This is a genomic window from Vreelandella mediterranea (genome assembly GCF_970647075.1).
Genome location: NZ_OZ310198.1, coordinates 313,879 through 336,278, shown reverse-complemented (window position 1 = coordinate 336,278; position 22,400 = coordinate 313,879). Strand labels below are relative to the sequence as shown.

The window sequence follows — 22,400 nt, the reverse complement described above, 5'->3', positions numbered from 1 at the left end:
GAGCGAGGGGTGACAAAGCGCGGGGCCATGAAGGCACGGCCCAGGCGTCTTTCATCCATCGAACGGGGAGAGCGGATAAAAAAGGTAGTCGCCCCCGGCGGCCACATCGGTGTCCGGCTCGACCATCAGGTAGCCATCGGCCTGGCTGGCAGCGCTGAGCATGTGCGAGCCCTGCCCTCCCGCCAGGCGGGCCACCGGTGTGTCGTCCTGCCAGTTCAGCGCCACCCGTAAAAGCTCACAGCGGCCCCTGGGCCCGCGTTGGCCGAAGCCGGCTTTTACCCGGTAGCGCTGAAGTGGCGCCACGCGCCGGCCTTGTCGCGCGTGAATGAAGGCCAGCGCCAGCCAGTGCCAACCCACCAGCGAGGCGACCGGGTTACCCGGCAGCGCGATCAGCGGCGTGGCCTTGTCGCCGCTTCCAAGCGTGGCGAAAGCGAAGGGCTTACCGGGCTTGACGGCAACGCCGTGGAAGTCGATTCGTCCCAGTCGCTCGATCACCGAGCGTACGTGATCCTCTTCCCCCACCGAGGCCCCGCCGCTACAAAGCACTACATCCGCCGACGTTGTGGCCGTTTGCAAGGCGCGATATAGCGCCTCGGGCTCATCGGCGACGATTCCTAAATCGATCACCTCGCACTGCGCTTTTACCAGCAGCGCGCTGAGCATGGCGCGGTTGCTGTCGAAGACCTGCCCCGGCGCGCGCGCCGCCCAGGGTTCGATCAGCTCGTCGCCGGTAGAAAGCAGCGCAACGGTCAGGCGACGATACACGCTGACCGTGTTAACGCCGTGGCTTGCCAGCAGGGCGATGGCCGGCGCGTCCAGCGTATCGCCTGCCTCGAGCAGCGTGGCCCCGCTGCGCGTTTCTTCCCCTTGCCGGCGAATGTTGGCGCCCAGCGTCGGTTTCTCATCCAGATGAAGGCAGCCCCGTTCATCCAGCCTGGTGCGCTCCTGGGCCACGACGGTATCGGCGCCCAGCGGCACCGGCGCCCCGGTAAAGATGCGCGCGCAGCCGCCTTCTTGCAGGTGCAGGACACCCGCCCCGGCCGGCACGCGTAGCACCACGGGCAGCCCTTCGCCGGTGACGGCGTAGTCCGCCAGGCGCAGGGCAAAGCCGTCCATGGCGCTGTTGTCCACCCCGGGCAGATCCACCGGCGCGGTGACGGTCTGGGCCAGCACGCGGCCCTGGGCTTGGGCAAGCGCCACACGCTCGGTGGCGTTAATCGGCGGCGCGGCGTCGATCAGCCGCTGCCGGGCCTCGAAAAGCGGCACGAGGGGGCGGTGTTCGAGCTCGCCACAGGGGCAGCTCATAGGCCCTCCGGGTCGTTCGAGGCCACCGCGTGCCGGCGGCTGCCGCAAAGCGGCGCGGTAGGAAAGATCATGGTGGCGAAATTGCACGGCCGGGTGCGCGCATCGAGCTGCAGCGCGATGATCCTGTCCCAGGCCAGCGCACAGGCTTTGGGGGAGCCTGGCATGGTGAACAGCAGCGTCTGGTTGGCAAGCCCCGCCACGGCGCGGGACTGGATCGTGGCCGTGCCGATGGTCTGCAGCGAATAGTGGCGAAAAAGCTCGCCGTAGCCTTCGATGGCCTTGTCGAACAGCGGCGTCAGCGCCTCGGGCGTGGTGTCCCGCGCGGTAAAGCCGGTGCCGCCGTTGACCAACACGACGTGCACATCGGGCTTGGCGATCCAGGCCGAGACCGCGGCGCGAATCTGGTAGATATCGTCCACCAGGATACGCCGCTCCACCAGTACGTGACCCTGCTCGGTCAGGCGCTGGGCGAGCAGATCACCGCTGCCGTCCCGGTCCGGTCCGCGGGTATCGGACACGGTCAGAACCACGCAGTTGAGCGGAATGAACCGGGCATCGAACGGGGTGTGCGACATGAATGTCTCCTGCTTACTGCATCAGGGAGCCGCCGGCGTCGTCGTCCAGCACAAAACCTTCGACGCCGAACTCGCTTTCCAGGGCCAACAGATAGTGACGAAGCGCCCGCCGCGAGGTCTGCTCGCGCAGGTGGTGGCGGACTCTATCGGCCACGTGTTCGAACACGGATTCGCGCCCTTCTACCCGCTCGTCGATGCTGACCACGTGCCAACCGTAACGCGAGGCGAGCGGGCGTGAGTGAAGCCCTACGGGTAGATGCTGCAGCGCCCGGTCGAGCTCCGCCACGGTCTGGCCGGGCACCAGCCAGCCCAGGTCGCCACCGCTCTCCTTGGAGGGGCAGGCGGAGTAACGCGCGGCGAATTCGTCGAAGCGCTCGGGCATCGTCTCGAGTGTCTCGATCAGCGATTCGCCTTGCCGGTATGCCTCGTCGCGCCCGGCAGCGTCGTCCGGTGCCGCAGCCAGCAACACATGGCGAACGTGTATCTGCGCGGGTTCGTTGAAGCGCTGCTGGTGCATCTCGAAAAAGCGCCGAGTGTCCTCTTCAGAGGGCTCCGGTACCTGTAGTTCCTGCTCCAGCAGGGCCGTGATCGCCGATTCCTGCTCGGGGCTGGATCGCTCGTCGCTCGTTGATAAAAGCCCCAGCTCGCAGGCGCGCTGGCGTAAAAGCTCCTGGATCACCAGTGCCCGCGCCGCCTGGCCTTGCGCCTCTTCAGCGGTGGCCGCCGGGTGGTGCTGCATTTCCCGGGCGATGGTCTCCTCGTCGATCACGGCCTCACCTACGCGAATCAAAGGGGCCGCGGTACTGCCGGGGAGCTGCTCTATATCGATTTTGTTCATATCGGTCGCTTGCCTATTCGTTGCCTGCATCTCAATCACCGTTGTCTCGATGGCTCACTCAAAGGGTTAACCGCGGCGGCGAACCAGCTGATAACGCCGGGTAACGTAGCCAAAGGGGGCGCTCCAGACGTGCACCAGGCGAGTGAAGGGGAATAGCAAAATGATGGTCAGCCCCAGGAAGATGTGCATCCGGTAGATCCAGGGCACTTCCTGGATGTAATCCGCGGCGCCGCCACCAAAGAACACGATGGCCTGGGCCCAGCTGGAGAGCGTGAGCATCATTTCGCCATCCATATGGCCCAGTGAGAAAAAGATCGTGACCATCCCCAGGCCCGCCTGCACGACCAGAATCGCCAGCACCAAGGTATCCATCAGGCTGGAGGATTGGCGTACGCGCAGATTGAACAGGCGGCGATAAAGCAGTATGCCTCCGCCGACGAGGCACATCGCCCCGGCAATACCGCCCACTACGATGGCGAGCAGCTGCTTGTTATGGGCAGCGATGAAGGGCTCATAAATCCAGTGCGGGGTGAGCATGCCGAACAAATGGCCAAAGAAGATGACGATGATCCCAATGTGGAACAGATTACTCCCCAAGCGCATGGTGCCGGGAGAGAGCATCTGGCTGGAACCGGTTTTCCAGGTGTACTGGCCATGGTCGAAGCGAACCAGACTGCCGATCAGAAACACCGTGCCGGCCAGATACGGGTAGTAGCCGTAGATCAAGTGGGTGAAGTAGTGCTCAAGGGCATCAAACATGATCTTTCTCCTGTTAACGGCCCGCGGACGGGGAAGACGAGCCGGCATTGCCGGGCATGATCCGCACCGGCTGCGGCTGTACCGTATGCTTGCGCTCGGCCAGGCGGCGCCCTTCGGCAGATTGCAGGGCGCAGTCTTCGTCGGATTTGGCGGAGAAGCGAACGGCCTCCTCCTCCCACACCGCATCCAGCGCTTCGGGGGTATGGTCCGGCGCCTCCTTTTGCACCTGAGGGCGGTGGGCGGCGACGTCCTCCTGCGCCCCGATCAACGCCAGAAGCGTCAGCGGTACCAAAGCGTGGTCGGCCTCGCGCTCTTCGAGCCGCGCGGTCAGAAGCGCCAGAATATGGCGGATCTCGCCCAGCCAACGGCCGATATCCGCCGGGCTGCAAAACGACAGATACTCCAGAAAGACCGGCAGGTGGTCCGGAAGCTCCCGGGCGTCAAGCTCGAAGCCGGCAGCGCGATACTCGTCCAACAGGTCCACCATGGCCTGGCCGCGATCCCGGGACTCGCCGTGCACGTGCTCGAAGAGCAAAAGCGAGGTGGCGCGCCCTTTATCGAACAAGGCGACATACTCCGCCTGCAGTTCGAGCAGATCGTACACCTGTAGGCGCTGGCACCACCCCGCCAGGGACGCCTTCATGGCGTCGTCCAGGCGCGGCTCGGCCTCGATGATCTCGACCATTTCGCCACAGGCTTGCTGGAGCGCCGCACTGGGGTAGTCCAGCAAGCGGGCCAATACCCGCAGCGTGCGCATGCCGCTCTGTGTCGCTGGTACCGCCTCGATGTCGGGCGCTTGTGGGGCTACATTAGTCATGACGCACCTCCTCGGATTGCGGCTCGAAAACACCGACCGGCTCGACCAGCACACTGGTCTGCTTGCGGCCGTTGAACAGGTTGGGCTGGCTCTCGCCGTGGCAGCCATCGCCGAAGGTAAAGCCGCAGCCGCCCCGTTCGGGGAAGGCATCGGTGGCCATTTCCCGGTGGCTGGTGGGAATCACGAAACGGTCTTCGTAGTTGGCGATGGCCAGGTAGCGATACATCTCTTCCACCTGAACGCGGGTTAGCCCCACCGCCTCGAGCACGGCGTCGTTTTCCTCGCCTTCCACGTGCTTGCCGCGCATGTAAACGCGCATCGCCATCAGGCGCTTGAGCGCCAGCACCACCGGGGCCTCTTCGCCCGCGGTCAGCATGTTGGCGAGATACTGCACGGGAATACGCAGCGACTCGATTTTGGGCAGGATGCCGTCGAACTCGATATGGCCGGCCTCGGCAGCGGACTGAATCGGTGAAAGCGGCGGCACGTACCAAACCATGGGCAGCGTGCGGTACTCCGGGTGCAGCGGCAGCGCCAGCCCCCAGTCGATGGCCATCTTGTAGACCGGCGACGCCTGGGCTGCCTTGATGACGTTATCTTCCACGCCGTCGCGCTTGGCCTGGGCGATCACTTCCGGGTCGTGAGGGTCGAGAAATATCTCGCGTTGGCGGTGATAAAGATCGCGCTCGTCGGCGGAGGCGGCGACCTCCTGGATCCGGTCGGCGTCGTAAAGCAGCACGCCCAGATAGCGGATACGGCCCACACAGGTCTCGGAGCAGATCGTCGGCTGACCGGACTCGATGCGCGGGTAACAGAAGATGCACTTCTCGGACTTGCCGCTTTTCCAGTTGTAGTAGATCTTTTTGTACGGGCAGCCGGAAATACACATCCGCCAGCCGCGGCACTTGTCCTGGTCGATCAGCACGATGCCATCCTCTTCGCGCTTGTAGATCGCACCACTGGGGCAAGAGGCCACGCAGGTGGGGTTCAGGCAGTGCTCGCAAAGGCGCGGCAGGTACATCATGAAGGTGTTTTCGAACTGCCCGTAGATATCCGCCTGCACGTTATCGAAGTTGGCGTCCTTACGCCGCTTGGCAAACTCGGTGCCCAGGATCTCTTCCCAGTTGGGGCCCCACTCGATTTTCTTCATGCGCTTGCCGGAAATCAGCGAGCGCGGGCGCGCGACCGGCTGGTGCTTACCGATCTTGGCGGTATGCAGGTGCTGATAGTCGAAGGTGAACGGCTCGTAGTAGTCGTCGATGGCGGGCAGGTCCGGGTTGGCGAAGATGTTCGCCAGCACCCGCCACTTGCCGCCGATACGCGGCTCGATCTTGCCATTGGCACGACGCAGCCAGCCGCCCTTCCATTTGTTCTGGTTCTCCCACTCCTTGGGATAACCGATGCCGGGCTTGGTCTCGACGTTGTTGAACCAGGCATACTCCATGCCTTCACGGCTGGTCCAGACGTTTTTGCAGGTCACCGAGCAGGTGTGGCAGCCGATGCACTTGTCGAGGTTCAAGACCATACCGACCTGGGAGCGAATCTTCATTTCACGGCCTCCTGGGAACTGTTGTTTTGCGTATCGTTGTTGTGCGCATCGCTTTTGTGAGCTTCTTTGCTCTGACTACCAGGCTCTTGGACGCTGTCGTTGCCTTCCCCATCCAGCCAGTCGACGTGGTGCATCTTGCGCACCAGCACGAACTCGTCGCGGTTGGAGCCGACCGTGCCGTAGTAGTTGAAACTGTACGAGAGCTGCGCGTAGCCACCGATCATGTGGGTAGGTTTGGGGCAGACGCGGGTCACCGAGTTATGGATACCGCCGCGGGTACCGGAGACTTCGGAGCCGGGCACGTTCACCTGGCGCTCCTGGGCGTGATACATCATCACCGTGCCCTCCTTGACCCGCTGGCTCACCACGGCGCGGGCCGCGATGGAGCCGTTGGCGTTGTACACCTCGAGCCAGTCGTTATCCTCGATCCCGATATCCGCCGCGTCGCTCTCGCAGAGCCACACCACGGGCCCGCCGCGGTTGAGAGTCAGCATCAACAGGTTGTCGGAGTAGGTGGAGTGGATGCCCCACTTCTGGTGCGGCGTAATGAAGTTGAACGCCTTACTCTTGAAGCCGTTGTCCGCCGGCAGAATGAAGCCCTTGGCCGCCTTGGTATCGATGGGCGGACGGTAGACCAAAAGGCTCTCGCCGAAGGCGCGCATCCAGGCGTGATCCTGATAGAACTGCTGACGGCCGCTAACGGTGCGCCAGGGAATCAGCTCGTGGACGTTGGTATAGCCCGCGTTGTAGGAAACGTGCTCGTCCTCCAGGCCCGACCAGGTGGGGCTCGAGATGATCTTGCGCGGCTGAGCGACGATATCGCGAAAGCGAATCTTCTCTTCATGCTTGGAGGTGGCCAAATGGGTATGGTCACGCCCGGTGATGTTGGAGAGCGCCTGCCAGGCCTTCACGGACACCTCACCGTTGGTTTCCGGCGCCAGGGTCAGGATCATCTCGGCGGCGTCGATGGCGGTGTCGATACGTGGACGCCCGGCGTGAGGGCCTTCGGTTTTACGGTGGTTGAGCTTACCCAAAAGCTCGACCTCGGCTTCGGTCTTCCAGGCAATGCCCTTGCCGCCGTTGCCGATGCTTTCCAAAAGCGGCCCGACGGAGGTGAAGCGCTCATAGGTTTCCGGGTAGTTGCGTTTCACCTCGATGAGTGACGGCATGGTCTTGCCGGGAATCGCCTCGCACTCGCCCTTTTTCCAGTCCAATACCTCGGGCTGGGCGAGCTCGCCAGGGGAGTCGTGCTGCATGGGCAGCGTGACCAGATCGGTCTCCTCACCCAAGTGCCCTTTACAGACGCTGGAGAACGCCTTGGCGATACCCTTATAGATTTCCCAGTCGCTGCGCGACTCCCAGGCGGGGTCTGTCGCCGCGGTCAGCGGGTGGATGAAGGGGTGCATGTCCGAGGTATTGAGGTCGTCCTTCTCGTACCAGGTCGCCGTCGGCAGCACGATATCCGAATAAAGACAGGTGGTGGACATGCGGAAATCGAGGGTGACCAGCAGGTCCAGCTTGCCTTCCGGGGCGTCGTCGCGCCAAACCACCTCTTCGGGTTTCTGGCCGCCGAAATCCCCCAGGTCCTTGCCCTGAATGCCGTGGCGCGTGCCCAGCAGGTATTTGAGCATGTACTCGTGGCCCTTGCCGGAGCTACCCAGCAGGTTGGAGCGCCAGATGAACATGTTGCGCGGGAAGTTCTCCGGGGCGTCCGGGTCTTCTGCGGCGAAGCGCAGCTTGCCGCTTTTGAGTTGGTCGACGGCGAAGTCGGCGGTGGACATGCCGGCGGCCTCGGCCTGGGCTTTCAGGCGCAGTGGATTGGAACCCAGTTGCGGCGCCGAGGGGAGCCAGCCCATACGCTCCGAGCGTACGTTGAAGTCGATCAGGCTGCCCGGATACTCCTCGGCGTTGGCCAGCGGCGAGAGAATTTCTTTGATCTCCAGCTTCTCGTAGCGCCACTGGGAGGAGTGGTTGTAGAAAAACGAGGTGGAGTTCATGTGCCGCGGCGGGCGCTGCCAGTCCAGGCCGAAGGCAAGCGGCGTCCAGCCGGTCTGTGGGCGTAGCTTTTCCTGGCCCACGTAGTGCGCCCAGCCACCGCCGCTTTGGCCGATACAGCCGCACATGATCAGCATGTTGATCAGGCCGCGGTAGTTCATGTCCATGTGGTACCAGTGGTTCATACCGGCCCCCACGATGATCATGCTCCGCCCTTGGGTCTTGTGGGCGTTGTCGGCAAACTCCCGAGCGATACGGGTACACTGCGAAGCCGATACGCCGGTGATCTTCTCTTGCCAGGCCGGGGTGTACGGACGGATCTGCGCGTAATCGGTGGCGCCGTCGTCTTCGCCGCCATCGGCGGCCAGGCCGCGGTCGATACCGTAGTTGGCGCACATGAGATCGAACACCGTGACCGCCAGCATCTCGCTGCCGTCGGCGCGCTTCAAGCGTTTGGCGGGTAGATGGTGGAACAGAAGATCGTCCGCAGCGCCAGCGCCCTCGCCTTTCACGTGAGTAAAGTGCTCGTGCTCGATACCGCCGAAGTAGGGGAAAGCCACCCGCGCCACGCTGTCGTGATGACTCACCAGGCTCAGCAGAGGCTTGATCTCGACGCCTTCGGCGTCCAGCGGCTCGAGGTTCCACTTGCCGACGTTATCGCCGGTTTCACCCCAGCGAAAACCGATGGAGCCGCGGGGCACCACGAGCTGGTCCCGGGTCTCGTCCCAGGCCACGGTTTTCCACTCGGGGTTGTTCTCCTGACCCAGTGCGGCGTCGAAATCGCTGGCGCGCAGTTGGCGGCCCGGCGCGAAACTGCCGTCGGCGCGGGGCTCCAGCTCGACCAGAAACGGCATGTCGGTATAGCGGCGCACGTAGTCGGTGAAGTAGGCGCTGGGGTTCTCGAGGTGGAACTCTTTCAAGATGACGTGGCCCATGGCCATCGCCAGTGCGGCGTCGGTGCCCTGCTTGGCCGAGAGCCACTCATCGGTGAGCTTGGAGACTTCCGCGTAGTCCGGGGTGATCGAGACGGTCTTGGTGCCCTTGTAGCGCACCTCGGTGAAAAAGTGCGCGTCCGGCGTACGGGTCTGCGGCACGTTGGAGCCCCAGGCGATAATGTAGCTCGAGTTGTACCAGTCGGCGGACTCGGGGACGTCGGTCTGCTCGCCCCAGGTCATGGGGGAGGCCGGCGGTAGGTCGCAGTACCAGTCGTAGAAACTCATGCAAACACCGCCGATCAGCGACAGATAGCGGCTGCCCGCGGCGTAGCTCACCATCGACATGGCGGGGATCGGCGAGAAGCCGATGATGCGGTCGGGCCCGAAGGTTTTCGCGGTATAGACGTTGGAGGCCGCGACGATCTCGTTCATCTCCTCCCACTCGCCGCGCACGAAGCCGCCCATGCCGCGGGCGCTTTTGTACTGCTTCGTTTTCGTCGGGTCTTCGACGATCGAGGCCCAGGCATCCACCGGGTCGGCGTGCTGGCTGCGTGCCTCGCGCCAAAGCGCCAGCAGCGGTTTACGCACCAACGGGTACTTCAGCCGGTTGGCGCTGTATAAATACCAGGAGTAGCTGGCGCCGCGGGGGCAGCCGCGCGGCTCGTGGTTGGGCAGGTCCGGGCGGGTACGCGGGTAGTCGGTCTGCTGGGCCTCCCAGGTCACCAGGCCGTTCTTGACGTAGATTTTCCAGCTGCACGAACCGGTACAGTTGACGCCATGGGTGCTGCGCACCACCTTGTCGTGCTGCCACCGGGAACGGTAGCTGTCTTCCCACTGGCGGGATTCGCTGCGTAGTTCGCCATGCCCGTTGGCATAGGCGTCGCGGTCTTTGCGAAAGAAATTCAGCCGATCTATGAAGTGACTCATGGTCGCTCTCCAGGCTCTTTGAAAATGGGCGCTGCCCGCCAGGCGGGCTCCATGGCAACAAGTCTGAGCGATTGAAAAGCGAATTACTGCGTGGTTACCTCCATATACCGCCCGTCTACCTCCAAGGTGATAGAGCGCGTGTCAGCCGGGATTAGCCGCGCGGCCCCCAATCTTCTTATAATGGTCTGGATCCAACGGCGAACGGCCCACTCAGGAGCAACGCACCTTCCATGCAACTTACCCAATTCACCGACTACTCCATTCGCGTGTTGATTTATCTCGCCGTGAAAGGGGAAGAGCGCGCAACGATCAGTGAGATTGCCGAGACCTTCGAGATCTCGCGCAACCACCTGATGAAGGTCGTTCAGGAGTTGAGCCAGAAAAACTACGTGACGGCGACCCGGGGTAAACACGGCGGGTTATGGCTGGCGCGCGACCCGAAAACGATCAAAATGGGCGAGCTGGTGCGCGAAATGGAGCACGACATGGGCCTGGTCGAGTGCTTTCAGCGAGGCAACACCTGCGTCATTACCCCCTCATGTCAGCTCAAGTCCGTTTTGGGCGAGGCGCTGGCCGCCTTTTTCGCCGTGCTCGACCGCTACACGCTTTCGGACGTACTCGACAACCGCCACCCCGAGCTTGCCGGGCTGATGCGCATTCCCGCCGTCAACGCCTGAGACTGAACGACATAACCTTGACTGAGATCAATTTGCCTCGCCCTTTTCAGATTGTGTTTTCAAAACGCGCTTTATAAGATGCATATGAAATACATCTTATAAGGAAAAACGCCATGCTCAGCCACGAACAAGAAGCCCTGATCAGCGCCACCGCGCCCGTCGTTGCCGAACATCTCAACACCATCGCCCAGCAGTTCTATCAGCTGATGTTCAAGCGCTACCCCGAGGTCAAGACCTTCTTCAACCAGGTACACCAGGAAAACGGCAGCCAGCCGCGGGCGCTGGCCGCCTCGGTACTGGCCTACGTTCAGCTACGTAGCAACCCCGCCAAGGCGCGGGCGGCGCTGGACATCGTGGTCAGCAAGCACGTCTCGTTGGGTATCTTGCCCGAGCACTATCCGATCGTGGGCGAATGCTTGATGGAGACCATCGGTGAGGTGCTGGGCGACGCCGTGACCCCCGAGATCGCCGACGCCTGGACCGCGCTCTATAACGAGCTGGCCGCGCTTTTGATCGACCTCGAGGATCAGCGCTATCGCGAGTTCGAAAGCCGCCCCGGCGGCTGGCGGGGTACGCGTCGCTTCAAGCTCGCGCGCACCCAGCAGGAAAGCTCGGTCATCCGTTCGTTCGTGTTCGAACCCGAGGATGGCGGCCCGGTGGCGGCCCACGTGCCCGGCCAATACATCGGTGTACGCGTGATGATCGATGGTGAGCCGGTGTATCGCCACTACAGCCTTTCCGATTCGCCCAATGGCGAGAACTACCGCATCTCCATCAAGCGCGAAGAACAAGGCCGCGTCAGCCGCCATTTCCACGACGTGCTGAAACCCGGCGATACGCTGGAGCTTCTTCCCCCCGCCGGCGATCTCACCCTGGCCGAGGGCAACGAGCCGGTACTATTGGCAAGCGGAGGCGTGGGCCAAACGCCGATGCTACCCATCGCGCGCCACGCGCTCTCCCAGGGGCGCCAGGTGGTATACATGCACGCGGCCATCGACGGCGAGCATCAGGCCTTTCGCGACGACATCCAGGCGTTGGCCCAGGACTACCCCGATCAGCTCAAAGTGGTCAACGTCCACGAGCGGGGCGACCAGGCGGATCACCTGGGCCGCATCAACCGCGACCTGTTGGCGCGCTACTTGCCCAACCTGGACACGCGCTGCTACTTCGTGGGCCCGCAAGGCTTCATGGCGGCAATGAACGCCACCCTGGCGGAGCTGGGTATCGAGGAGAGCCGCCGTCATTTCGAACACTTCGGCCCGGCGCGCCCGCTCGAAGCCGCCTGACGAAAAACGGCCCCCGGGTGTGCAATACACCCGGGGGCCGAATTCTTTCTCAAGACCCTGGCTTGAAAAAACCTGGCTTGAAGGTCTTGTCTTTAAGGCCTTTTGGCAGACGTTTAGCGCCCGTCGGTGCCTTCATCCAGCTGGGCGACGATGGGGTGGCTAATACAGCGATCCACCAGATCCGTCGAGGCGCCGATACGATCAGCGACTTCCTTTCTCGACATGCCCTGATCGATGAAGGGTTTTATCGACATACCCAAGTCCGCCACCGGGTTGTTGGTGTGCTCATGCCCACCCGGATTGGCATCCGGCCCGGTGTCCGTGGCGGCCTCGGCATCCTGAACCATGGTCGGTGTGACGTCTTCGAGATTTTTAACGATCGGCATGACAGCTCCCTGTCTCTTGAATGTACTCAATACAGTAGAAGAGGGAGACAGAAGCTTCAAACGCCGGCCCGCATTCCTAGAGCAGATCGGCGATCCCCGGCAGGTCCAGCTTCTCGTTCAAGTGGCGAAGCTCCGGCTGGTGGCGCCGGGCAATCGCTTCGACGCGCTGCGCACCCTTGGGCAGAAGGTGGACCTCCATACGGCGACCGTCGCTTCGCCCGGGGCGGCGCTCGACGAGCTCGAGCTGTTCGCAGCGATCCACTAGCATCACCACGGCGTGGTGCTTGGACTGCAGCCGCTCGGCAAGCTCACCGATGCTCGCCCACTCGCGCCCCTCGAACCCCATCAGGTGTAGCAGGAGCTGATACTGCAGCGGCGTCAGTCCGTGTTCTCGGCAGATGTCCTCGCTCTGCCTGAGAAAGCAGCGCAGTTGATAGCGGAAGTCGGAGAGCTTGTGGAAGTCCTGCTTGGATAGCGGCGCGTCGGCCATTGCGTTCTCCTCTTGACAAATACCCATGATCGTCTTAAATCTAAATAATATCATACCGTGATATAAAGCATTCGCTCATTTCCGGTACGTGCGTTCCAAACGACAAGCGAGGCGATCATGACGCCACTCAATATCCTGCAACTCCCCTTCACTCACCAGACGGGCTGGCCAGCGCTCAAACGACACCGCCCCTCCATCGCCACACTGGCTTGGGGCGTGGTGCTGCCCATGTCGCTATTGCCGCCCATTCTGCTTTTCTATGCGGGGACTCACTACGGCGATACCTTCGCCGCCGGGTTTGCCGAACGCCAGTGGCGCTTCATTACGACCATCCTGTTTCTCGCCGAACTTTTAACCTTCTTCGTGATGGGCTGGCTGATTCAGGCGGTGGTCAACGGCCACGACGAGCTGTCGATCGATTATCACAGTGCCTACCTGCTCGCCGCCCTGGCGCCGCTGCCGCTCTGGGTCGCGTCGCTAGGGCTTTTAGTCCCCAGCCTGGTCGTCAATGCGGTACTGGTACTGGCAGCGCTAGCCCTCGCCTGTAGTCTGGTCTACCACGGTCTACAGGCGCTTTGCGAGCGCCACACCCGCGACGTCGCGTTGATGTCGGTCACTCACACCATCATGGCCGCCGGCGTGCTGGCCTGGGGGCTATTGATGGCGATCGTCTGGGCTTACTGAATCGAGGAGGGAATATGGCAATCGAACTGAAACGCGCCTTCGACACACCGCACAAGGAGGACGGCTACCGCGTGCTGGTAGACGGCATGTGGCCCCGCGGGGTTTCAAAGCAAGAGGCCAACATCGACGAGTGGCCCAAGGAGATCGCCCCGAGTAGCGCGCTGCGCAAGGCGTTTCACGACGGCTCCCTCGGGTGGGGCGATTTTCGCAAGCGTTACATGAAGGAGCTCACCGGCCACCGCGAGCGCCTGCGCGAGCTTGCCAGGCGCGCCCAAAAGGAGAAAGTCACCCTGGTGTTCGCCTCGAAGGAGGAGCGCTACAACAACGCCGCCGTGGTGCGCCAGTACCTCAACATGCTGAGGTAACGTTAACGCGCGACCGAAGGCGGCCAGGCTTCAAGCAAGCCAGGAGAGCGGGCTGTGCCGGATGGCAGCGCCCACCATGTAAACAAACACCGCCACCGCCAACAGCGCGGCCACGCCGCGCCGACGTGGCGTGGCGCCCCGCTTGATCGCCAGGGTGCCAACGGCGATGTAAACCAAAAGCGCCAGTAACTTGGCAGCCAGCCACGGCTGCTGCCAGGGCCAGAACCGCAGCGTCACCATGAGCGTGACCCCCAGGCCCAGCAGCACCGTATCGATGAGGTGCGGCAGGATTTTCACCCAGCGCGCCTGCAGGCGCGGGCTTTCGCGTACCGACCACCAGGCGCGCACCAAAAAAAGGCCGATACTCAGCGCCGCCGCGCCCATGTGAAGGTGCTTGATCAAAAAGTAGTGCTCTATCACGCAAGGCTCTCCTTTCGCCTACCCCTCACCGTCGCTCAGCGAGCACTGTGCCACCTGCGGCGCCTCGACGAACAGCCACAGCAGCAGCATGATCATCCCCAAAGGCACCAGCAGGCTCAACGGAGCCGCTCGCCAGCCATAAGCCTGCACCACCAGCGGCACCAGGCGCAGCGAAAATCCCACGCCCGCCAGGATGGCAACGCAAAGGGTTGCGGCCAGGCATGGCCAGCAGCCGGGCAGCCACCGCCGGGCATGGGCGGCACCGATGGCGATGATGCCACCCCCGAGCCCAAACCCGACACCCAGCAGCCCGAACTGCCAGGGCTTATGGGCAACGCCAAAGAGCAGCAGCGCCAGAGCCAGCCCCGCCAACAGCCCAAGCATCAAGTAGCAGGTGCTATAACGCCGCGCCCAGTATCCGCAAGGCAGAGCCAGCAGCAGGCCACTCGCCAGGGGCAGCAATACATAGGCCGGGCGGGCGGCGAGCATGGCGTAAAGCGTCCAGCCCGCCACCGCCACCGCGCTGGCCAGCGGCACCAACAGCATCGCGACCAGCCTTTGGTAGTCATTGACAGGGAGTGGCGGCGGCCTGGTTTCCGCGCCATGGGGCACACTAGTGGGCATCGTGAGGTTTCCGTTAGGCTAGGAAGGCGCCAGAAGACATGCCAGAATTGTCGGCACTCGTCTTATCCAGGTCAAAAATCATTGTGAGTAGCCCGTCTACTCCCAAAGGGATAGTACCTCACATGGCGACCACGATAACGCCCCACTCCTCTTTCCGTCCAAGGCGGCTGGAACCGTTATGAAACTGCTCCAACGCTCGCTGGTGGCCCGCATCATGGCCTCCCTGATCGCGATCAGCGCCATGGCCTTTATCAGCATCACGCTGACCATGACCATGTCGAACAGCACCCGCGGCGACGCCTCGGCGATCAACGTGGCCGGGTCACTGCGCATGAACGCCTTCCGGATTCTAAGTTCGCTTCAGTCCTTGCAGTACGCCCCGGATGAGTCCATCGGCGAGCCGCTAGGCACGATCGTAGCGCGCTTCGACCAGCGGCTGTTTGGCGATACCCTGCAGCAAAGCGTGCCCGAGGAGGCCCACCATGAGCGGCGCCAGCAGCTCACCCATATTCAAACCTACTGGCAGGAGACCGTGCAGCCTGCTCTGGCGCAGGCGAGCGCCGGTGGTGACATCGACCTCGACACCTTCGAGACCATGGTGGCCACGCTGGTCGGCGATATCGAGATACTGGTCGAGCAGTTAGAGCATAGTACCGAAGCCAAGGTAAGGTTATTGGGCATCATGCAGGTGCTCTTTTTGCTACTCATTAGCCTGGTCGTCGCCATTGCCCTTTTCGATGTGCGCCACAATCTGGTCGCCCCGTTGCACCAGCTCATGACGCTTACCCGGGAAGTGGCGAAGCGCAACTTCAACCAGCGCTCCAAGCTTACGGGCAGTGACGAGTTGGCGCGGCTGGGGCGAACGTTCAACACCATGGCCGCTGAGCTTGCAACGAGCTACGCCGCTCTCGAAGAGAGCGTCTCGCGCAAGGAGCAGGCACTCGAGCGCAGTAATCAGGCCATGCGGGTAATGCACGATGCCAGCCGCACGCTGTTCGGCGGCGGCAACGACCTTTGCGCCAGCGCCGCCCCCATGCTGCGCGAGCTGGAAAGCCTTCTGAATATCGGCCCCATCCGCCTGTCCCTCAACGACCCCTTCGATCAACGCATCATGCCGGTGCTGGAGACCCACTCGGTGAAACGCCCCGAGTACTGCCGCGACATGGCCTGCGATGCGTGCCTGATCGACCCGCTGCCCACGCCAGGTGAGCGCCTCCAATGCCTGACGCTCTCCATTCGCGCCGGCGATACGCTACTGGGTAACCTGGAGGTGTGGTATCCCGAAGGCGAGCTCAACGATAACACCCGCCGGCTTCTGAACATTCTGGCCGACCAGCTCGCCACTGCCATCTATCTGCAGCGGCGTATCGACGAACAGCAGCAGGTCACGCTGATCAACGAGCGCACGATCATCGCCCGCGAGCTGCACGACTCCCTGGCGCAGTCGCTCTCTTATCTTAAGATGCAGGTGACCCGGCTCGAGCGCATGCAGCAAAAAGAGGCCTCTCGCGAGGCCCAGGCGACCGTGATCGACGAGCTGCGTAGCGGCCTGAACAGCGCCTACCGCCAGCTTCGCGAGCTTTTGACCACTTTCCGACTCAAGCTGGAAGGCCCGGGGCTTCAGTTCGCGCTGCGCCAAACCACGGACGAGTTCACCCAGCGCCTGGGGTTTGCGGTCGCACTCGACTACGACGTACCGCCCTACCTGCTCAACCCCAATGAAGAGATCCACGTTCTGCAGATCATCCGCGAGGCGCTGGCCAACGCGCACAAGCACGCCCAGCCCACTTGGGTCGGCATCACCGTGCGCTTTAGAGATGCCCGCTTGCAGGTCCGCGTGGAAGATGACGGCATCGGCCTTCAAAGCGACGCCTCGCCACCGATGCATTACGGGCTGGTCATCATTCGCGACCGGGCCAACACCCTGAACGGCGAGCTCTCCATTCACAATCGCCCCGGGGGCGGGGCTTGCGTGGAGGTCATCTTCACCCCCTTGACCGCTCGCTTGACTCAACAGCCGCCAACAGCGGCCACCGACGATGCTCACTCAGGCACACGGAATCTTTAATGTCTCAGACTAGCCACGATACCCCTGCCACACTTTTGATCATCGACGACCACCCGCTCTTGCGCCGCGGCGTGGCGCAGCTTCTCGAACTCGAAGACGACCTGGAACTGGTCGGCGATACCGGCAGCCCCGAAGAAGGCATTCGGATGACGCTCTCGCTCGAGCCCGACCTGGTCCTGCTCGATTTGAACATGCCCGATATCGACGGCCTGGAGGCCCTTCGCCGCCTGCGGGAGAACGACTTTAGCGGCCGCATCGTCATGTTCACCGTTTCCGATCACGAGGAGGACGTGGTGGCGGCACTGCGCGCCGGCGCCGACGGCTACCTGCTCAAGGATATGGAGCCCGAGGACATGGTGCGCCAGCTGCGCCAGGCAGCGCTCGGGCGCATGGTGATCAGCGAAAGTCTTACAGCGCTTCTGGCCGAGGCGCTGCGCAACCAGCGTGCAACGCCCACCGCGCCGGACATTCGCAGCCTCACTCAGCGCGAGCGCGAGATCTTACGCCAGCTCGCCGGCGGCCTTTCCAACAAGCTGATCGCACGCAAGCTGGATATCACCGAAGGCACGGTGAAGGTGCACGTCAAACACCTGCTCAAGAAACTCAACCTGCGCTCGCGGGTGGAGGCGGCCGTTTGGGCGGTGCAGGCGGGCATTAACGACTAGCGAATCAATGTAGATACCTCCAAATAGCGCGCCGGTGCCTTCGCTTCTCGGCGCGCTTACCCCTTCGTTTTTTTCTTCAATGAAATCAGTCTTCTGGCTCTTCCAGGCACCTACCTATAAAGAGGTAGGCTGTTGATTTTGCTGATATTCAGGGCCATTCCCAGCCTCCCCTCGCGCGCGTATCTTTCCCTTATCGGTGAGCCGCTATTGGTTCGACGCCAGGTAATGGTTTACGCAAAGGGGAACCATCATGACCAAGAGAAATGCCGACATCGTCACTTGGGATGTCGAAGACGAGCGCTTCTGGGAGCAGCAGGGTAAACACGTTGCCAACCGCAACCTTTGGATCTCCATTCCAAGCCTGCTGGTCGGGTTTGCGGTGTGGATGATGTGGGGCATGATCACCACCCAAATGCAGAACCTGGGCTTTGCGTTTTCCGTCGAGCAGCTCTTTACGCTCACAGCACTAGCGGGGCTTTCCGGGGCGACGCTGCGCATTCCCGCCTCGTTCATGATTCGCATTGCCGGCGGGCGCAACACCATCTTTTTGACCACGGCGCTTTTGGCCATTCCCGCCGCCGGTACCGGCCTTGCGCTGATGAACCCGGATACGCCGTTCTGGATCTTCCAGGCGCTGGCGCTGCTTTCCGGCATCGGCGGCGGTAACTTCGCCTGCTCGATGAGCAACATTTCGACCTTCTACCCCAGCAAGCAGCAGGGCTACGCACTGGGCATGAACGCGGGGCTGGGTAACTTCGGCGTCACCACCATGCAGATTTTGATTCCGCTGGTGATGACCGTCGGGCTCTTCGGGGCGCTGGCCGGCGGCCCCATGGCACTGGAAAGCGCCAGCGGCACCTTGATCGGGCGTATCGAGGCCGGCACCGACACCTGGATTCAAAACGCCGGTTTCGTTTGGCTGGTGTTGCTGGTGCCGCTCGCCTTTTTAGGCTGGTTCGGCATGAACAATATCCGCACGATCACCCCCAACCCGGGCGCCCCCCTCACCGCCTTTGGCAAGATTCTCGGGCTTTACGGTGTGGGCCTTCTGACCTCGATCCTCGGCATGCTGGCGCTCGCCTGGCTCAACATGTGGGTGGCCCTGCCGCTCACCATCGTGTTGACCCTGGTCCTGCTACGCCTGATACCGGGCAACATCAAGCCCAATATCCAGAAGCAGTTCGCGATCTTTTCCAATCAGCACACCTGGGCGATGACCATTCTCTACATCCTCACCTTCGGCTCCTTCATCGGCTTTTCGGCGGCGCTGCCGCTGTCGATCAACGTGATCTTCGGCAACATGATGGAGAGCGCCGCCGACGGGAGCCTGGTGCGCGTGGTCAACCCTAACGCCCCGAGCGCCCTCACCTGGGCCTGGATAGGGCCATTCGTCGGCGCACTCATTCGCCCGGTCGGCGGCTGGATCTCCGACAAGGTGGGCGGCGCCATCGTCACCCAGATCATCTCCGCGGTCATGGTGGTGGCCTCCATTGCCACCGGCTATGTGATGATGCTGGCCTACAACGCCACCGACCCCAATGCATTCTTCTGGCTCTTCCTTTCGCTTTTCATTGTGATGTTCGCCGCCAGCGGTATCGGCAACGGCTCCACCTTTCGCAGTATCGGGGTGATCTTCGATGCGCAGCAGAAAGGCCCGGTGCTCGGCTGGACCTCGGCCATCGCCGCCTATGGCGCCTTCATCGCCCCCAGCATCATCGGCGCGCAGATCCAGGCGGGCACCCCGGAGCTTGCCATGTACGGCTTTGCCGTCTTCTACGCCGTTTGTCTGGGTATCAACTGGTGGTTCTACCTGCGCCAGGGCGCCAGCATCCGTAACCCTTAACCCTTAACCCTTAACCCCGGAGCCCGGCTCCGGGGCTTTCCCCTACCCCCCAGCGGGAGGACTCATGAAAATAATGCTCGCTTACGACGGTTCGCGAAACGCCAAGCTGGCGCTCGCTCAGGTGGTGAACATGTTTCGCTGCAACCAGCCCTTGATCACCCTGGTGGGGGTGGCCGAAAACCCGCTCGATGCCACCGACCATAACGAAACCCTGTTTCAGCAAGCCCACGCGCAATTAAAGCAGCACCTGGAAGAAGGCGTGGCGTTCGCCACCGGCGAAGGGTTTCAGGCAGTGCAGCTAATGGCCGAAGGCGATGCGCGCAAGATGCTGCTCGCCGCCACCCGCAAGCTCGCGCCGGACCTTTTGGTCATCGCGCGCCACAGCCATCAGCCCGACGGCGGCATCATCGCCAAATCGTTGACCTACTTCGTCGACGAACTCGACTACATGACCTTTGGCAGCGTCAGCTCGTTTTTGGCGCGCCGCGCCGAGTGTCCGTTGTTGATTCTGCCCAGTCCCTGACGGGCTCTCCCCTTCACCTGGCCAGCCCATACGCTAGCCAGCCCATGAGCCGCGGCGATCCCGCGCGTCGAATACAGGACGAAATGGCCATGAAAGTATCTGCCGTTTTCAAATTCAAAAGCCCCGAGATCCGGGCGCTACACCTCACCTGGATCGCGTTTTTCATTACCTTTTATGCCTGGTTCAACATGGCGCCGCTGGCCTCGAGCATGCTCAAGAGCGTCGATTGGCTGACCCAGGACGATCTCAAGCTGTTTGCGATCTGTAACGTCGCGCTCACCATCCCGGCGCGCATCATCGTCGGCATGATGCTCGACCGCTTCGGCCCCCGGCGCGTGTTTTCCGTGTTGATGGTCAGCATGTCGGTACCGGCACTGGCTTTCGCCTTCGGCAATACCATGACGCAATTGCTGGTCGCTCGGCTGGTGTTAAGTTCGATTGGCGCCAGCTTCGTGGTGGGTATTCACATGACCGCGCTGTGGTTCAAGCCGAAGGATATCGGCTTTGCCGAAGGGTTCTACGCCGGCTGGGGCAATTTTGGCTCGGCGGTGGCGGCCATGTCGCTACCGACGATTGCGCTCTCGATGTATGGCGGCCCGGACGGCTGGCGCTGGGCAATCGCCCAAAGCGCCATCGTAATGGCGGCCTATGGCGTCTACTACTGGTTCGCCATCACCGACGGCCCGGACGCCGCCGCCCACCGTAAACCGCGCAAAACCGCCGCCATGGAGGTCAGCTCCTGGGCGGACATGATCAAACTCATCGTCTGGACCATTCCGCTGGTCGGCGTGTTGGCCGTGCTCGTGTGGCGTATCCAGGACATGGGCTATCTGCCCATGAGCGGCGCGGTGGCGGCGTACCTTGTGATCGTCGCGATCATCATTTATCAGATCGTGCAGATTTTGCGGGTCAATCTACCCATTTTGCGCAAGGGCGTACCCGAGGATGACAAGTACCCCTTCAATAGCGTGGCCGCGCTCAACACCACCTACTTTGCCAACTTCGGCGCGGAGCTTGCGGTGGTGTCGATGCTGCCGCTCTTTTTCGAGCAAACCTGGGGGCTCAATGCGGCCACGGCCGGGTTGATCGCCGCTTCGTTCGCCTTCGTCAACCTGGTGGCCCGGCCCATGGGTGGCATGGTGTCGGATCGCTTGGGCAACCGCCGCTTCGTCATGCTCTGCTACATGTTCGGCATTAGCGTTGGGTTTGCGCTGATGGCGCTGCTCGATGCCAGTTGGCCACTGATCCTCGCGATCCTGGTGACCATCGCGACGTCGATTTTCGTGCAGGGGGCGGAGGGCGCCACTTTTGGCATCATCCCCTCGATCAAGCGGCGTATCACCGGGCAGATCTCCGGCATGGCCGGCGCCTATGGCAACGTGGGGGCGGTGGTGTACCTGACGATCTATACCTTCGTGACGCCCACGCAATTTTTCCTGATCATCGCGGCGGGTGCCTTCATTAGCTGGCTGGTGTGTCTGGTCTGGCTCAAGGAACCCGAGGGCGCGTTCGCCACCGAGTACTATGTGTCCTCGGTCGACCAGGCACTTGAGGAGCAGGGCCGCACGGCCACTTGATGCTTTACTGACCATGCCCCACGTTTCGGCCGAGCCTTGCGCTCGGCCGAAACGTTCGTGCTACCCGGCGTCGGTGATATCGGTAATCCAGGTGAGCGCGGCCACGGCGGCGGGAAAGCCGATGGTCGGCACCGCCAGCATGGCGGCCTGCTTAAGCTCTTCAGCGCTTAGCCCCTCTTCGAGCCCACGGCGCACGTGAGAATGCACCGCGCCTTCGGAGCGGTTGCCAATGGCAAGCGCGAGCTTGACCAAGCGTAGTTCGCGGCCCTCTAACGGCCCGGACTGCGAGCACGCCTTGCCCAGTGCCGCGTAGGCGTCCCATACCTCGGGGTATTCACCGGCGACATCGCCGGCGCCGGAGGGAAGCTTATTTGTTGCCATGAGGCACATCCTTTGCAGTGGGTATGCGCTCAGTATAGGAGTCCACACTGCCGACGCCAGCTAGCTCCGGCCAACCTGGGCCAGCGAGTGGAAGCCAGCGTAAAACGGCACAAGACTGCTAGCGCGAAGACAGAGTGCGGCCTTTCACATGGTGAGGAAACGCGAGCGCCGCCCTCAAAATAAGTAGGCACGAAACCGCGTGGGTAATCGTACCGTCCATTACGTAATCGACAGCGGTCGCGAGTGAAATTCTAAAGGGCTCGACCACATCATCGGCAGGCGGTCTCTCCCGCAATTCACGAAGCCCCGTTGCGATTACCAGATAGTCCCGCGTTCGGACCAGCGTGGTGAAAGGGTCTGCAACGCCAAGCCTTATCAACTCGTCTGCCTCGAGGCCGGCCTCTTCGGCCAGCTCGCGGGCGGCGGCGTTCTCCGGCGACTCGCCATCGTCGATCCCACCGCCGACGATCTCTATCATCTCTTTTTCCTGCGCGTACTTGTATTCCCGGGCAAGCAGGACGCTGCCATCGTCAAAGAGCGGCAGAATGGCGACGCCATCGCGCATATCGAGCGTACCAAATATTCCCTTCTCGCCACCGGGCCTAATGACGCTATCCTCCGTCACCTCGATCCAGGGGTTTTTATAAATCTGTCGGCTGGATGTAACGATGAACTGCCCTTTTCTTGTATGGTGCATGCGTTGCTCCTTAT

General features: G+C 62.3%; 22 protein-coding genes. 9 read left to right on the top strand and 13 right to left on the bottom strand.

The window, feature by feature from the left end:
* Nucleotides 1–51: 51 nt before the first annotated feature.
* The 7 genes from ACWFVE_RS01665 to ACWFVE_RS01635 form a co-directional block, all read right to left on the bottom strand.
* Nucleotides 52–1,305, bottom strand: a complete 1,254-nt coding sequence (locus tag ACWFVE_RS01665) for a molybdopterin molybdotransferase MoeA (protein WP_447527562.1) — start codon at nt 1,303–1,305, stop codon at nt 52–54.
* Nucleotides 1,302–1,880 carry a molybdenum cofactor biosynthesis protein B gene (moaB, locus tag ACWFVE_RS01660; protein WP_447527561.1) on the bottom strand — a complete coding sequence of 193 codons (579 nt, stop codon included), beginning with the start codon at nt 1,878–1,880 and terminating at the stop codon, nt 1,302–1,304. The genes ACWFVE_RS01665 and moaB overlap by 4 nt, the downstream gene beginning before the upstream one ends.
* A gap of 13 nt (nt 1,881–1,893) precedes the next feature.
* The gene (locus tag ACWFVE_RS01655; RefSeq protein ID WP_447527560.1) at nt 1,894–2,718 is read right to left on the bottom strand and encodes a peptidylprolyl isomerase; all 825 of its coding nucleotides are present in this window, start codon (nt 2,716–2,718) and stop codon (nt 1,894–1,896) included.
* Between the two features lie 66 nt (nt 2,719–2,784).
* Complete coding sequence (gene narI / locus ACWFVE_RS01650; protein ID WP_447527559.1) at nt 2,785–3,477, bottom strand: respiratory nitrate reductase subunit gamma; 693 nt, start codon at nt 3,475–3,477, stop codon at nt 2,785–2,787.
* Nucleotides 3,478–3,490: 13 nt separating this feature from the next.
* Entirely contained in the window at nt 3,491–4,294 is an 804-nt protein-coding gene (gene narJ / locus ACWFVE_RS01645) for a nitrate reductase molybdenum cofactor assembly chaperone (RefSeq protein WP_447527558.1), read from the bottom strand.
* Complete coding sequence (gene narH, locus ACWFVE_RS01640; RefSeq protein WP_447527557.1) at nt 4,287–5,843, bottom strand: nitrate reductase subunit beta; 1,557 nt, start codon at nt 5,841–5,843, stop codon at nt 4,287–4,289. Before narH ends, narJ begins: the two co-directional genes overlap by 8 nt.
* Nucleotides 5,840–9,700, bottom strand: a complete 3,861-nt coding sequence (locus ACWFVE_RS01635; protein WP_447527556.1) for a nitrate reductase subunit alpha — start codon at nt 9,698–9,700, stop codon at nt 5,840–5,842. The genes narH and ACWFVE_RS01635 overlap by 4 nt, the downstream gene beginning before the upstream one ends.
* Nucleotides 9,701–9,930: 230 nt before the next feature.
* On the opposite strand from ACWFVE_RS01635, the gene ACWFVE_RS01630 reads away from it, so the two are divergent.
* Together ACWFVE_RS01630 and hmpA are read left to right on the top strand one after the other, a co-directional pair.
* A complete protein-coding gene (locus tag ACWFVE_RS01630) occupies nt 9,931–10,377 on the top strand; it encodes an Rrf2 family transcriptional regulator (RefSeq protein WP_447527555.1) in 447 nt (148 codons plus the stop codon).
* Between the two features lie 113 nt (nt 10,378–10,490).
* The gene (hmpA, locus tag ACWFVE_RS01625) at nt 10,491–11,663 is read left to right on the top strand and encodes an NO-inducible flavohemoprotein (RefSeq protein ID WP_447527554.1); all 1,173 of its coding nucleotides are present in this window, start codon (nt 10,491–10,493) and stop codon (nt 11,661–11,663) included.
* Between the two features lie 113 nt (nt 11,664–11,776).
* Here hmpA and ACWFVE_RS01620 read toward each other — a convergent pair whose 3' ends face one another.
* Entirely contained in the window at nt 11,777–12,049 is a 273-nt protein-coding gene (locus ACWFVE_RS01620) for a hypothetical protein (protein WP_447527553.1), read from the bottom strand.
* 76 nt (nt 12,050–12,125) lie between these two features.
* On the bottom strand, nt 12,126–12,539 hold the full coding sequence (locus tag ACWFVE_RS01615; protein ID WP_447527552.1) for a MarR family winged helix-turn-helix transcriptional regulator: 414 nt from the start codon (nt 12,537–12,539) through the stop codon (nt 12,126–12,128).
* Between the two features lie 117 nt (nt 12,540–12,656).
* Between ACWFVE_RS01615 and ACWFVE_RS01610 the strand changes: the two genes are divergently transcribed.
* Both ACWFVE_RS01610 and ACWFVE_RS01605 read left to right on the top strand, forming a co-directional pair.
* Nucleotides 12,657–13,223 (top strand): YIP1 family protein, encoded by a 567-nt coding sequence (locus ACWFVE_RS01610; RefSeq protein ID WP_447527551.1) that lies wholly within the window; start codon nt 12,657–12,659, stop codon nt 13,221–13,223.
* A gap of 14 nt (nt 13,224–13,237) precedes the next feature.
* Nucleotides 13,238–13,588, top strand: a complete 351-nt coding sequence (locus ACWFVE_RS01605; RefSeq protein ID WP_447527550.1) for a DUF488 domain-containing protein — start codon at nt 13,238–13,240, stop codon at nt 13,586–13,588.
* A gap of 30 nt (nt 13,589–13,618) precedes the next feature.
* On the opposite strand, the gene ACWFVE_RS01600 is transcribed toward ACWFVE_RS01605, so the two are convergent.
* Complete coding sequence (locus ACWFVE_RS01600) at nt 13,619–14,005, bottom strand: SirB2 family protein (protein WP_447530486.1); 387 nt, start codon at nt 14,003–14,005, stop codon at nt 13,619–13,621.
* 21 nt (nt 14,006–14,026) lie between these two features.
* Nucleotides 14,027–14,632: a hypothetical protein gene (locus tag ACWFVE_RS01595; protein ID WP_447527549.1), complete on the bottom strand. Its 606-nt coding sequence runs from the start codon at nt 14,630–14,632 to the stop codon at nt 14,027–14,029.
* A 178-nt stretch (nt 14,633–14,810) separates the two neighbouring features.
* On the opposite strand from ACWFVE_RS01595, the gene ACWFVE_RS01590 reads away from it, so the two are divergent.
* The 5 genes from ACWFVE_RS01590 to ACWFVE_RS01570 all read left to right on the top strand — a co-directional run bounded on the left by ACWFVE_RS01590 (nt 14,811) and on the right by ACWFVE_RS01570 (nt 21,308).
* Complete coding sequence (locus ACWFVE_RS01590; RefSeq protein WP_447527548.1) at nt 14,811–16,700, top strand: histidine kinase; 1,890 nt, start codon at nt 14,811–14,813, stop codon at nt 16,698–16,700.
* Nucleotides 16,700–17,365 (top strand): two-component system response regulator NarL, encoded by a 666-nt coding sequence (gene narL, locus ACWFVE_RS01585; protein WP_447527547.1) that lies wholly within the window; start codon nt 16,700–16,702, stop codon nt 17,363–17,365. The genes ACWFVE_RS01590 and narL overlap by 1 nt, the downstream gene beginning before the upstream one ends.
* Before the next feature lie 250 nt (nt 17,366–17,615).
* Nucleotides 17,616–19,208, top strand: a complete 1,593-nt coding sequence (locus tag ACWFVE_RS01580; protein ID WP_447527546.1) for an antiporter — start codon at nt 17,616–17,618, stop codon at nt 19,206–19,208.
* 64 nt (nt 19,209–19,272) lie between these two features.
* Complete coding sequence (locus ACWFVE_RS01575; protein ID WP_447527545.1) at nt 19,273–19,731, top strand: universal stress protein; 459 nt, start codon at nt 19,273–19,275, stop codon at nt 19,729–19,731.
* Between the two features lie 89 nt (nt 19,732–19,820).
* On the top strand, nt 19,821–21,308 hold the full coding sequence (locus tag ACWFVE_RS01570; protein WP_447527544.1) for an MFS transporter: 1,488 nt from the start codon (nt 19,821–19,823) through the stop codon (nt 21,306–21,308).
* 60 nt (nt 21,309–21,368) lie between these two features.
* Here the strand turns inward: ACWFVE_RS01570 and ACWFVE_RS01565 are convergent, their stop codons facing one another.
* Nucleotides 21,369–21,689, bottom strand: coding sequence for a carboxymuconolactone decarboxylase family protein (locus ACWFVE_RS01565; RefSeq protein ID WP_447527543.1), 321 nt, complete (start codon nt 21,687–21,689; stop codon nt 21,369–21,371).
* A gap of 118 nt (nt 21,690–21,807) precedes the next feature.
* Entirely contained in the window at nt 21,808–22,386 is a 579-nt protein-coding gene (locus ACWFVE_RS01560) for an NUDIX hydrolase (RefSeq protein WP_447527542.1), read from the bottom strand.
* Nucleotides 22,387–22,400: the final 14 nt, after the last annotated feature.